The sequence below is a fragment of the Acinetobacter sp. ANC 4218 genome (genome assembly GCF_002135245.1).
Lineage (GTDB): Bacteria > Pseudomonadota > Gammaproteobacteria > Pseudomonadales > Moraxellaceae > Acinetobacter.
Map to the genome: position 1 here is coordinate 15354 of NZ_NEGD01000001.1, position 12950 is coordinate 28303.

9 protein-coding genes and 1 riboswitch are annotated in these 12950 nt (G+C 44.1%); of the genes, 1 reads left to right on the forward strand and 8 read right to left on the reverse strand.

The genetic code is table 11. From position 1 onward, the window contains the following. Positions 1 to 18: 18 nt before the first annotated feature. A riboswitch (guanidine-I (ykkC/yxkD leader) is annotated at positions 19 to 148 on the reverse strand. 759 nt (positions 149 to 907) lie between these two features. The 7 genes from B9T38_RS00075 to B9T38_RS00105 form a co-directional block, all read right to left on the reverse strand. After that, positions 908 to 2260: an MFS transporter gene (locus B9T38_RS00075; RefSeq protein ID WP_086194868.1), complete on the reverse strand. Its 1353-nt coding sequence runs from the start codon at positions 2258 to 2260 to the stop codon at positions 908 to 910. Positions 2261 to 2328: 68 nt separating this feature from the next. After that, positions 2329 to 3396 carry an enoyl-CoA hydratase/isomerase family protein gene (locus B9T38_RS00080; RefSeq protein WP_086194869.1) on the reverse strand — a complete coding sequence of 356 codons (1068 nt, stop codon included), beginning with the start codon at positions 3394 to 3396 and terminating at the stop codon, positions 2329 to 2331. A gap of 23 nt (positions 3397 to 3419) precedes the next feature. Further along, entirely contained in the window at positions 3420 to 4193 is a 774-nt protein-coding gene (locus B9T38_RS00085) for an enoyl-CoA hydratase (protein WP_086194870.1), read from the reverse strand. Positions 4194 to 4215: 22 nt separating this feature from the next. After that, complete coding sequence (locus tag B9T38_RS00090) at positions 4216 to 5343, reverse strand: acyl-CoA dehydrogenase family protein (protein WP_086194871.1); 1128 nt, start codon at positions 5341 to 5343, stop codon at positions 4216 to 4218. Positions 5344 to 5403: 60 nt separating this feature from the next. Continuing rightward, positions 5404 to 7053, reverse strand: a complete 1650-nt coding sequence (locus B9T38_RS00095) for an AMP-binding protein (RefSeq protein WP_086194872.1) — start codon at positions 7051 to 7053, stop codon at positions 5404 to 5406. An 85-nt stretch (positions 7054 to 7138) separates the two neighbouring features. Next, positions 7139 to 8029 (reverse strand): 3-hydroxyisobutyrate dehydrogenase, encoded by an 891-nt coding sequence (mmsB, locus tag B9T38_RS00100; protein WP_086194873.1) that lies wholly within the window; start codon positions 8027 to 8029, stop codon positions 7139 to 7141. Between the two features lie 11 nt (positions 8030 to 8040). Further along, positions 8041 to 9570 (reverse strand): CoA-acylating methylmalonate-semialdehyde dehydrogenase, encoded by a 1530-nt coding sequence (locus tag B9T38_RS00105; protein WP_086194874.1) that lies wholly within the window; start codon positions 9568 to 9570, stop codon positions 8041 to 8043. A 174-nt stretch (positions 9571 to 9744) separates the two neighbouring features. On the opposite strand from B9T38_RS00105, the gene B9T38_RS00110 reads away from it, so the two are divergent. After that, the gene (locus B9T38_RS00110) at positions 9745 to 10629 is read left to right on the forward strand and encodes a LysR family transcriptional regulator (RefSeq protein WP_086194875.1); all 885 of its coding nucleotides are present in this window, start codon (positions 9745 to 9747) and stop codon (positions 10627 to 10629) included. A 1914-nt stretch (positions 10630 to 12543) separates the two neighbouring features. On the opposite strand, the gene B9T38_RS00120 is transcribed toward B9T38_RS00110, so the two are convergent. Continuing rightward, positions 12544 to 12804, reverse strand: coding sequence for a helix-turn-helix domain-containing protein (locus B9T38_RS00120; RefSeq protein ID WP_086194876.1), 261 nt, complete (start codon positions 12802 to 12804; stop codon positions 12544 to 12546). Positions 12805 to 12950 lie beyond the last annotated feature (146 nt).

Here is a 12950-nt window from a genome sequence, read left to right on the forward strand (position 1 = left end):
TCTAAGGTTTTTGTTCCAACCTCCCGGGCTTTTATCCCTCCGTGTAGCTCTGTTTTTATCAAAACTAAGCCGTGAACTCTCGGTCTCAGACACAGTATTTTTGCAAATAACTGCCCAAATAACTGCCGGAACCCTAGATCACTTTATGATGGATAGATAAATGCAAATGACGTGCCAGTTTAGTATTACGATTTTTTGTATTTGTAATACTGACATCAGTCTTTATATTCTAGAATTGTTGTTGACATAGAACTTGGCAATAAAAGCTGTTGTTCTATTAATGAGATAAAATTTGCATAACCTTAGCAAAGTTAAACATATTCAAGGTCCAAAAACGATGACGATGACTCGGGATTGCTGTCTTGACTTCGAGCAGATGATAAATAGATGCTCTACGATGAAGCATAGGTTAAATCATTTATTTCGAGATTCTCTATTAGATCTATTGAAAAAATCTCTTTTAATCATTTCCGTGCTGTAAATTGCAGCAATCAAATTCAGACCTAAACCCATACATTTACATCGATTACGGTAAAGTGTAGCAAAAATTCTGAAAATGTTTAATTTAGCATTTACATACTCAAGTCGAATGCGATATTCGCCCATTTCTCAATGAATCTGCTGATGCAAGAAGGTTAATGGATTGTTTTACTGGCTTTGAATGGGCTTAGGCATCTTATCCCTAATTGGCCGAAAGCCTGCTCTACTCTTATCAACAAGCATAAAGGCTTGATCTCTTTGCTTCCAGCGCTGTTATTTAAACCATTGAAAATTATGTGTTTTTTGTACGAGACTGATGGAAATCATCCGTATCGTTATTCTTTCAGTCTTGGAAAAATTATTTCCAAAACCGAAAGAAATATCCATTTCATTGCTACATTATTGAATAACTTCAATTTGATTCATATTAAAGGCTGGATAAATCGGTTTCTGTTGCATTTTTTACCATCACTTTGGAGTGGGGAATACTGAACTTGTCACGCTTCATAAAACATGTACAGAAAATCGCAAATATAGCCATGCCTATAATATAGCCAATAATCAAATGAGGACTCCCCCCACCCACACTCAAAAGCTTAGTTGCAATTAAGGGAGCTAAGCCTCCGCCAATGACTCCGGCAAACTGCACAGAAATTGAAATACCACTATATCGAATTTCGGTCGGGAATTGTCGAGCAAACAACTGGGATTGCGGTGCATACATGAGCGGGAAAACTACACCAATGGCCAATACGATTGCAGTCCAGACCAAGAGTGGGTCTTTTGTATCCAACATACTAAAAAATGGATAACAATAAAGTGTAAGGACCACCAGACCAAACATAAACATATTTCTTTGACCCACCTTATCTGAGAGATGTCCAAATAAAGGCGTCATAATCATAATCAAGCCACCTCCACAAATCGTGGCAAATAGAATGTCTTGACGGGGAATTCCCAGTTTTGTGGTGGTATAGGCGAGGGCGAAGGTAGAAGCAATATAGAACCATGCATTCTCAGCGGCACGAGCAAAAATAATGGTTAAAAGCTCTCGAGGATGATTTTTAAACACTTGCAAAGCCGGTACTTTAATCTCTTGCACCTGGTCTTTCATTTTTTCAAAATCGGGGGATTCTGGCACTTTGACCCGTATATACCAGCCAACGCCCAATAGAACAATACTGGCAAGGAATGGAATTCGCCACCCCCAACTAAATAGACTGGCTTCTGGCAGCATAGACACCAATCCCAGAGCAATTGATGCGAGCATCAGTCCACCACCCGCACTGGCCTGAGGTAAGCTACCCCAAAATCCCTTGCCTCCTTCAGGTGCATGTTCAACTGCCATTAAAACAGCACCACCCCATTCTCCTCCCATAGCCATACCCTGAATAAAGCGCAGGATAACCAGACACACGGTCGCCCAATAACCAATACTTTCATAGGTCGGCAATAAACCAATAAGCACGGTGGGAATACCCATCATAATCAGCGTAGTCAATAACATGGCTTTACGGCCAATTTTGTCTCCAAAATGACCAAATACAATGCCTCCCAAAGGCCGACCAATAAAGCCAACAGCGTAAGTCGCAAATGCAGCCATGACCCCCATCAATGGATCTAGATTAGGAAAGAAGAGTTTATTAAAAATTAATGCGGCCGCAGCACCGTAAATAAAAAAATCGTACCATTCAATGGTGGTACCCACCATACTGGATATACCCGCCAAACGGTGTGAAGGCTTTTTAGCTTGAGCATGTAATTCTTGTCCGGGTTTCATATCTATCCCTCTTATATTTTTAAGCTGTGTCATCCGTGACCCACTTTGTTATTTAAAATAAACTCCGATTATTTATAACAAAGCGAATCTATATGCTGCTTGGTCCAGACTGGCCAGCATTTTTCCAGCGTTTTTTCAAATTCTGCATTGTCTGTTTGCCACTGTGGATTTTTGTCTTTATCAATGATCAGTGCCCGTACTCCCTCGATAAAATCACCCTGCTCTAACCAGATATCCTGCAAATCCCGTTCTAACTGCATACATTTTTCCAGCGATAGGTTCTGGCCGGCCTGCTGTAATTTCAGGCTGATCTGTTTGGCCATCAGCGGACGCTGCTGCAAGATGGCCAGCATTTTATCCGCCCACTCCTGCTCCGTGGCATCGCTTGCATGGGCCAGACTGTGTTCAATCTCATCCAGGTTCTGATAGGCAAAATGCTTGTGAATAGACGCTATCCGTTTTTGTAATTCTCTTTCTTGCGGATGGGTGATAAATGTACTGATGATTTTGGGGATTTCCACCGGGTTTAAAATAGGCACAGCGCTCAATGCCGCTTCTAACTCAGCAAAACGCTCACTCGGAACATGATAATCAACCAGATCCAGATACAGCGCATCACTGCTGCTGATCTGTTCACCGGTCAGTGCCATATATACACCGACTTCATCCAGTCTGGACAGAAAATGGGTGGCACCGACATCCGGGAAAAAGCCAATCGCGGTTTCGGGCATGGCAAAACGTGATTTTTCACTAGTGACCTTAATATGACACGCCTGCGCCAGTCCAAAGCCACCACCCAAGACATAGCCATCCATCATCGCGATCACAGGTTTGGGGAAATGACGCAGCGTGCTCAGCATGGCATATTCAGTAGCGAAAAAATCCTGATATCCGGTATTTCCGGCCTGATAGCTGTCATACAGATAGCGGATATCGCCTCCGGCACAGAACGCTTTCGGACTGTTGGAATTGATCAGCACGGCTTGTACCTGCGGATCATGACGCCACTGATCGAGTTGTGCCTGAATACCCTGAATCATCGGCAGGGTCAAGGCATTTAAATGGCTGCTACGGTCCAGGCTGATGATGCCCAGACCTCCTGCGACCCGAATGTCTAAGTTGTTATCATCACTCATTATTTTTGTTCCTATTATGATTTTTATTGATGGGTAAATTGGGCTGGGCGTTTTTCTACAAAGGCCTGCATGCCTTCTTTTTGGTCAGCACTAGCAAAAATGGAATGGAAAACCCGGCGTTCAAAACGCAGACCTTCGGCCAGACTGACTTCAAAGGCCCGGTTAATCGACTCTTTAATCATCATCACTGCCGGCAAGGATTTCTCGGCAATTTTTTCCGCCGCTTGCAGGGTTTGTTGCAGCAGTTCTTCCTTGGCAAATACCCGTGCCACCAGACCACTTTGCTCGGCTTCCTGCGCTCCCATTTGCCGTGCAGTCAGGCACATTTCCATGGCTTTGGCCTTGCCAATAGCCAGTGTTAAACGCTGGGTCCCGCCAATGCCGGGCAACACGCCTAAGGTGACTTCAGGCAGACCAAATTTTGCATTATCAGCACAATAAATAAAGTCACACATTAAAGCTAATTCACACCCGCCACCCAAGGCATAGCCACTTACAGCTGCGATCAATGGCTTACGACGCTGCGCAATCCGGTCGGCCAGACTGAAAAAATCGTCCAGATAAATTTGCGGAAAAGTTAAATCGGCCATTTCCTTAATATCGGCACCGGCAGCAAAGGCTTTTTCCGAACCGGTAATCACGATACAGCCGATGGCCGGGTCTTTTTCCAGCTGATCCAAGGCCTGATTGACTTCAACAATCAGCTGGTTATTCAGTGCATTTAAAGCTTGCGGGCGGTTTAAGGTAATCAGTCCGACGCCGTTACGTTGTTCGAGTAAAATCGTTTGCCATTGCATGATAAAAATCCTTTTTAATTCCTTATAAACCGCGTGCAATCACCAGACGCTGAATATCGCTGGTGCCTTCATAGATCTGACAAATCCGCGCATCACGATAGATGCGTTCGATTGGAAAATCTTTCAGATAACCATAACCACCAAAAATTTGTAGCGCCTTGGAGCAGACACGTTCTGCCATTTCCGAAGCAAATAACTTGGCCATGGAGGCTTCAGTTAAACAACTTTCGCCGGCTTCCTTTTTACGTGCAGCAAAATGAACCAGTTGCCGTGCCGCTTCAATTTCGGTGGCCATGCTGGCCAGCCTGAATGCAATCGCCTGCTGCTCAAAAATCGGTTTGCCAAAGGCCACGCGGTCATGCGCATATTTGCTGGCTTCTTCTAAAGCAGCACGCGCCAGTCCGACGGCTTGTGCGGCAATGCCAATCCGTCCACCTTCCAAATTGGCGAGGGCGATTTTCAGGCCTTCACCTTCTGCACCGAGTCTTAAACTTTCATGAATGCGCACATCGGTTAAGGCAATCTGACAGGTATCCGAAGCGTGCAGGCCCAGTTTCTCTTCCACCCGGATCACTTCATAGCCTGGGGTATCGCGTGGCACTAAAAAGGCACTCATGCCTTTTTTTCCCGCAGATGGATCGGTCACGGCAAAGACAATAATCATCCCGGCGTTGTTCCCGGAGGTAATAAACTGTTTGGCGCCATTGATGATGTAGTGCTCGCCGTCTTTGGCCGCACGGGTTTTAATGGCAGCAGCATCCGAACCGGTATGTGGTTCGGTCAGGGCAAAGGCACCAATCATTTCGCCTTGGGCCAAAGGTTTTAAAAATTGCTGCTTTTGCTGCTCTGTCCCGAACTTGAGAATCGGTACACAACCGACCGAGTTGTGCACGCTCATAATCGCAGAGGTGGCACCATCAGCTGCGGCAATTTCTTCCAACGCCAACACATAAGCCAGTGTGCCTGTGCCGGAACCGCCCCATTCCTCGGGAATCAGCATGCCGAGGAAACCCAATTCGCCCATTTGAGCCAATGCATCTTTGGGAAAGATGCCTTTTTGATCCCACTCGCCGGCATGTGGTTTAATCTGTTCCTGGGCAAAGCTCTTGGCCATGTCCTGAATCAGTTGTTGTTCTTCCGTAAATTGCATTGATTCTTCCTTCAATCTCTTTAATTCGATCTTTTATTCAATCTGCTGAATTTGGCTGGTTTATGCAGTCTTCGCTTGTTGCTTGTTAATTTCCTGATTACGTAATAAGAAACGTTGAATCTTGCCACTCGGGGTTTTCGGCAGTTCAGTGACAAACTCGATCAGGCGCGGATAGGCATGGGCAGATAAACGCTTTTTCACAAACTGACCCAGTTCCTGTTGCAGCTCGGCAGTTGCAGGAGAATGGCTGGCCAGAATCACGAAGGCTTTAATGATTTCGGTCCGCTCTGGGTCAGGTACACCAATCACCGCCGCTTCGATCACCGCGTCATGCTCCAGCAAGGCACTCTCGACATCAAACGGACCGACGCGATAGCCTGAGGTGGTAATGACATCATCACTGCGCCCGACAAAACTCATACTGCCATCGGCATGAATTTCCGCAGTATCACCAGTTAAGTAGTAATCACCGACAAAAGGCGATTTACGGCTTTCTTCATAGCCCGAGAACCACATCATTGGGGACTGGCTGATATCCACCGCCAGAATACCCGGAACGTCAGCTGCCAATTCATGGCCCTGTTCATCCACGACGGCAATCCGGTAACCCGGGCTGGCAAAGCCTGCCGAACCTGAACGCACCGGATGTTCCAGCGCATGATGGTTACACACCACCATCCCGACTTCAGTCTGGCCATAATGATCATAAATCGGCACATCCAGCACTTCTTTAAACCAGCGGATCACTTCCGGATTTAACGGTTCCCCGGCACTACTCACGACGCGCAACTTGCCGCGCAGCTGGGCCATCTGGGCAGGGTCCGCTGCCATCATCATGCGGTAAGCGGTCGGTGCACCAGCCAGATTGGTGATGCCATATTCCTTGACAATATCGCAGACACTTTCAGCATTAAAACCGCCTTCATAAAACAGGGTCGAGTGTCCGAGCAGTAAAGGCCCGGTAATCGCATAGTACAAACCATAGGCCCAGCCCGGATCGGCAATATTCCAGAAGGTGTCATCCTTGGTGAGACCGATGGCATTGTGCATATAGCCGGCAAAAGCAATCAGCGCTTTTAGCGGAACCTTTAACGGTTTGGCTGGTCCAGTCGTGCCCGAGGTAAACATCAGTAAAAATGGCTCATCGATACCAAGCATTTCCAGTTCACAGTTTTCCGCTTGCCGGTTCAGCACCCTCCAGAAGCTGAGATCCTGCGGATAGGCTTCTGCCTGCAGTTCAGCCTGTACCGTCACAATCGGGGGGCAGTGGCTAATCTCGGATAATTTCTCCCGATTGGCCAGGTCTGTGACTACCAGCTTGCTTTGTGCCAGCTGAATACGATGCTCAATGGCTTTAGGGCCAAAGGCAGTAAATAAAGGCTGATAGACTGCGCCAATGCGCCAGGTCGCCAAAATGGTAATGATCAGCTCCGGGGTGCGCGGCAACAAGCCGGAAACGCGGTCACCTTTGCCAATCCCCTGTGACTTTAAGAAGTTGGCAAACTGGCTGGAATATTTCTTCAGTTCACGAAAGCTGTATTTTTCTTTGCGGCCATCTTTGCCATACCAGTACAAGGCAATCGCATCGGAATCGGCATGCCGGTCACAACATTCATAACAGGCATTCACTGCCTGCATCGAACCGGACAAATACTGCTTTGCCACCGCATCTAAATCAAAATTTTCAACCGTTTTTTGATAATCTAACATGTTCAACCTCAGCCTGAATTTATCGTTATTACTGACAAGGTATTGTTGATGAAGCGAGTCCTTGCTCCATTGAATCATTAAGTTTTTAAGCAGGTATTGTGGTGTATTGATGCATGATGCTGGAAAAATCCAGATGGGCATGACCGTCCTGACACAGCTGTTGATAAAGTTTTTGTACCATGCTGCCCAGAACCACCGGCTGCTCGGCCTGTTGTGCCGCATCGACCGCCAGACCCAGATCTTTCAGCATCAGTTGTGCGGCAAAACCGTCGGTATAACCCCGTGATGATGGTGCATTGGCACAGATATCCGGCCAGGGATTATAGATTTCAGAACTCCAGCAACGTCCGGTGGAACTGTTGATTACCCCAGCCAGCGCCTGCGGATCAATGCCTAATTTGGCCCCAAGCGCCATTCCTTCTGCAACCGCAGTCATGGAAATGCCCAGAATCAGGTTATTACAGATTTTCGCCACCTGTCCTGTACCCACAGCACCACAATGCACCAGATTTTTGCCCATACAGCTGAGGACTGGTTTGGCGGCTTCAAAGGTGGCAGCATCTGCACCGACCATAAAGGTCAATGTACCGTCTTTGGCGCCCAAAGTCCCCCCGGATACCGGTGCATCACAGACGCGAACCTGTTTGGCCTGCGCTACTGCGGCAATCTCCTGAATGGTTTGCGGGTCAATGGTGCTGCTATCGATACACAGGCTGCCCGCCTGAAGCACCTCCAGAATACCGTGTTCGCCTAAATAAACTTCACGGACATGCTTGGCGGCGGGCAACATGCTGACCACGACCTCTGCCTGCTTGGCAGCAGCTTGCGGGCTGTCACAGATGATGCCACCGGCTTGCGCGAAATGCTGTAGTGCTGTTTCGCTTAAGTCATAACCAAAAACCTGATGTCCCGACTTGAGCAGGTTCTGTGCCATCGAGCCGCCCATATTGCCTAAACCGATAAATGCAATCTTCATGCTGATGCTCCTTAACGCAGACTGATGGTGGTATTCACACCAGTGGTTTCCTGGTTGTCTTCAAACCAGCGGCTGGTAATTGTTTTGGTCTGGGTATAAAACTGCACTGCCTGTTTGCCATAAGGACCTAAATCGCCAAGCTTGGAACCGCGTGATCCGGTAAAGCTGAAGAACGGCACAGGCACCGGAATTGGAATATTGATACCGACCTGACCGATATCAATCTGGTTCTGGAAGGTGCGTGCCGTATTGCCATTTTGGGTAAAGAGTCCCACGCCATTACCAAACGGATTGGCATTAATCAGTGCAATCGCCTGTTCCAAAGTATCGACATGCATGATCGCCAGTACCGGACCAAATACTTCTTCCTTGTAAATGCGCATCTCGGTCGTGACCTGGTTAAAAATCGTGGGACCGACAAAATTACCCTGTTCATAGCCAGGAACCTGCACATCACGACCATCCAGCAGCAGTTCGGCGCCCTGTTCAACCCCACTGTTAATTAAATCTATGACACGCGCTTTGGCACGGGTTGAAATCACTGGCCCAACATCGGTATTCGGTTCATGTCCGGCATTGACCTTTAAGGTTTTGGTTTTATTGACCAGTTCATCGACCCACTGCTTGGTCTCACCGACCATCACCGCTACCGAAAGTGCCATACAACGCTGTCCCGCTGCACCAAAAGCTGCACCGACCAAGGCATTTAATGTCTGTTCCTTGTTAGCATCCGGCATCACCACCACATGGTTTTTGGCACCCATCATTGATTGCACACGTTTACCGTGCTGGCCTGCCAGATTATAGACATGCGTACCGACTGCGGTTGAACCGACAAAAGAGATGGCTTTGATATCACGATGGGTACACAGCAGATCGACCACCTCTTTACCACCATGCACCACATTCAGCACACCAGCAGGGATACCGGCCTGAATCGCCAGCTCAACCAGCATCATGGTCGACAGGGGATCCTGTTCCGAAGGCTTTAATACAAAGGTATTACCGCAAACAATGGCCATCGGAAACATCCAAAGTGGGATCATTGCCGGGAAGTTAAACGGGGTAATGCCGGCACAGACACCCAGCGGCTGCTGCAAGGTATAGGTATCGACCCCACGTGCCACGCCTTCCACATACTCCCCCATTTGCAGAGTACCGATAGAACAGGCATGCTCCACTACTTCCAGGCCACGCTGGATATCCCCCTCGGCATCGGCCAGGGTTTTGCCCTGTTCAGCAGTCAAGACCTGGGCAATGCTTTTCAAGTTACTGCGGATCAGGTCCTGCAGTTTCAGCATGATGCGCATACGGGCCTGAATTGGGGTTTGGCGCCAGCTGGCCAAGGCATTTTGCGCCGCCGCAATCGCAGCATTGACTTCTTTAGGGGTTGAGAATGGTACCTGACCCAAGACTTCCTGAGTCGCAGGATTGACAATATCTTGCCAATGAGTACTTTTTGAATCGACAAATTCACCATTAATCAATAATTTGGCCGTGGTGAATCCGGTACTTTGCTGTGGATGATGAATAGCGTTCATGGTCGCTCCGTGCTGGTTTGTTATTGTCGTTGTCTTTGCCTTTACTGGCTTTTTTAACGTATTTTTTTACGCTGTTTCAGCAGACTAACAAAGAACACTTTGACCACCAATAGAAATTGATGCACGATGGTTGTGCAAATATGCACAGCAATTTAACAGGATGTTAAATAGAAGATGAAAGTAGATTGGGATCATTTACGCTTTTTTTTAGTTTTGGCACGTGCTAAAACGCTCACCAATGCAGCCCGCCTGATTGGGGTCGAACACAGTACTGTGGCACGCCGGATTCAGGCACTGGAAAGTACCCTCGGTACGCAACTGTTTAAACGCGAAGCCAGCGGTTATGAGCTGACCTCGGAAGGTCTGGCGCTGGTCCCGCGTGTGGAACAGATGGAACAGTCCTTCATCCAGATTGACACGCGGCATGACCCCTTGCAAGGTCGGGTGCGTATCGGTGCACCGGAAGGATTCGGCACGGCATTTCTGGCCGGTCTGTTGGCGGAGTTTTCCCAGCATTATCCGTTGCTGACCATTGACCTGATTCCGGTGCCGAAAACCATCAAGCTCTCGCATCGGGAAGCAGATATCGTCATTTCCATCGACCGGCCCAAATCTGGGCCCTATATCATTACCCGACTTTCCAATTACTGTCTAAAGCTGTATGGCAGTAAACATTATTTACAACACAATCCGCCCATTCAAAAACTGGAGGATCTGAAACAGCACCGCTTTGTCGATTATATTGATGATCTGGTCTATAGCGCTGCACTGTATTCGCTGGAACGTTTACCTTTGCAGGTCAGTGCCTGTTTTCGCAGTAACAGCATTCTGGCACAAGAGATTGCAGTCCGGGCAGGTGCCGGACTGGCCATTTTGCCGAGATTTCTGGTGCATGATAAAAGCGAACTGGAAGAAGTTTTGGGTGATCAGCTGAGTTTTACCCATACTTTCTGGATGCTGACCCTGGTCGATTTGCAACATGAGCCCAGAATTAAGTTAGTGTGGGATTTTTTGCGTAAACAGGCCGATGTTCAGCAAGGACTGCTAATGGGCAGATAAATCACAGCTTGAATCTATTGCAATAACAACATCTTGATACAGCAAATGAACGGATCACAACAATCTACATGCCAGCGAATTGTTAAATTAACTTGCGATGATGCATATAAACGTTAAAGAAAGACAGGAAAATAATATGAACATTCTGTTGACATACTCCCACCACTTTCGTTTTACCTCAAGTGGGGGGATTCTAAAAGCAAAAGCTCTTAGGTGACTTCCTCACGGATTTCACTTGCTTTCTGCTTCACAGGGCGACCTTTACCGCATCCACCCTCCACAGACAAAACGGTATGTCCTACCGCCAAAATGTTACGAGAAGCATTAATATCCGCATTCTCGTACAGAGCATGGAAAAACGCTTTGGTGCGGTCAGTTATTTGCCTCAGCCCGTTGAATGACCGACAGATAATGGCAGTTGTTATATTGCAAAATCGACATGGCAATTTGCGCATGCACTTGGCTTTCTTTTCTGATGTTGTTATTGCTATTTTTGGCGACTTGAGCATATTTCTGATTGAGTAAGAAAAATTATGCTTAACTTAAAAGGTTGTTTTTTGTACAGCACTTATAACCACTTAATTTTTTTTTGTAACTATCTTATCAAAACATTTGTAATAGACCTTGTATCTTGGTTTAATTTTTTATTTCTAACAATTTAACTTAAATTTAAATTATTAAAACAAAAAAGTATATACTTATTACATCGTTATCTATCTAAATAAAAGTTTACCCCATATAATAATTATAATTTATTAAAATCTATTTCAACCCTATAATAACTTATATATTTAATTATATATATTTTTTAATATTATATAAATAAATAACAATATATTAGTTTTCTCAAGTGGATATATGATCTATTTATTTTTATACTTCTAATTAATATATTTTTATCATTTTATAAAAACAATAATATAAGATAACAATATCAAACCACCCCTAATTTATCATGTATACAAGATCACTCTATACCCCTCTATGGTCTTGTCCGTACTTTTGATCATTTTATATACTTGGATTATGTTACTACATCAAAATTTTACTGTTACCACATCAAAACCTGTATTTTTTAATTTCTGTTACCACATCAAAACCTGTATTTTTGAAGTCTGTTACCACATCAAAACCTGTATTTTTGAAGTCTGTTACCACATCAAAACCTGTTTTTTTGAAAAATTGATCATTTTATAATCTGTATATAAATTACGGAATTATAATAGATTTATGAAAAACATATAATAAATTCATATATTCCAGATAATGAATAAAAATTTCAAAATTATTCTTAGACACAATATTCTTTATTTTTATATTTTAACTAATTTAAGTTTTTAATATCCGATGCAAAACTATATTTATCAAATTACAGGATGTAAATTTTATTTTAGACATAATCTATATTAAGAACAAAAAAATATAAATTTTATATTTTTCAGATTACTTATTTCATTTTTTTATTTTAATTTCAATTTATGAATAAGAATATTTTTCTTAAAAAGAATAACTTCATTTCAAGAGGGTGTTAATTAACAAAATTAGAGAATTATTAATAATACAATATTATAAAAATATAAATTAAACCTATTTTAAGTTAAGTTTTTTACCAAGAATATGTAAATATTATGTAAAATTACTGATTAAAAAATGTGAATATAATGATTAAAGATAGTATAAAAAACGGAGATTTATGTCTAATAAAGGGTAATTTCTGTAGAAATATTTAATAAAAACTCAATTAATTGTTATTTCTGATCTTTTTATTGATAATTTTTTGTATATACAGTGTTAAGGTGGTGTTAAAATGAGCAGCATACATTTTGAAACACCACCAAATATTTATCAGTACTGCTCACGAAAACTTGAATTAGCTTCAAGACAATAGATTTGAAACTTTCTAAACAGGTTGCCTTATTCATCATCTTCTTTAAATAAAGATTCAATTTCATCCCAGTGCGGAAATTTACGCATTTTTGGCACAACCTGAAATTGTAACTCTACACAATTAAGTACTTTTTCAAACAAATCAAAAGAGCCGGTGAAACGACCGTTTTCCATTTCAGAAATTGTTGTTTTATGGACTCCTGATTTTTCTGAAACTACTTTTTGTGTATAGCCTAGCTTTTTTCTTGCAGAGCATATTGCTTGCCCTATTTCTTTTCTAGAAGCCATATTACTTCACTCCCAACCATAATATTAGCTATATAGCGAACATCAGGTATTTTATGACTTATATTCGCCATATAACTAACTTTTTATCAGAAAAAACCTATAGGAAAGTAAAATTCTCACTAGATAAGGTTGAAAGTGATTTTGGA

Excerpts from the sequence above, each read along its gene's own strand:
- B9T38_RS00110 (WP_086194875.1), top strand. The coding sequence starts at position 9,745 with ATGAAAGTAGATTGGGATCATTTACGCTTTTTTTTAGTTTTGGCACGT.
- B9T38_RS00090 (WP_086194871.1), bottom strand. The coding sequence starts at position 5,343 with ATGCAATTTACGGAAGAACAACAACTGATTCAGGACATGGCCAAGAGC.
- B9T38_RS00075 (WP_086194868.1), bottom strand. The coding sequence starts at position 2,260 with ATGAAACCCGGACAAGAATTACATGCTCAAGCTAAAAAGCCTTCACAC.
- B9T38_RS00085 (WP_086194870.1), bottom strand. The coding sequence starts at position 4,193 with ATGCAATGGCAAACGATTTTACTCGAACAACGTAACGGCGTCGGACTG.
- mmsB (WP_086194873.1), bottom strand. The coding sequence starts at position 8,029 with ATGAAGATTGCATTTATCGGTTTAGGCAATATGGGCGGCTCGATGGCA.
- B9T38_RS00095 (WP_086194872.1), bottom strand. The coding sequence starts at position 7,053 with ATGTTAGATTATCAAAAAACGGTTGAAAATTTTGATTTAGATGCGGTG.
- B9T38_RS00105 (WP_086194874.1), bottom strand. The coding sequence starts at position 9,570 with ATGAACGCTATTCATCATCCACAGCAAAGTACCGGATTCACCACGGCC.
- B9T38_RS00080 (WP_086194869.1), bottom strand. The coding sequence starts at position 3,396 with ATGAGTGATGATAACAACTTAGACATTCGGGTCGCAGGAGGTCTGGGC.
- B9T38_RS00120 (WP_086194876.1), bottom strand. The coding sequence starts at position 12,804 with ATGGCTTCTAGAAAAGAAATAGGGCAAGCAATATGCTCTGCAAGAAAA.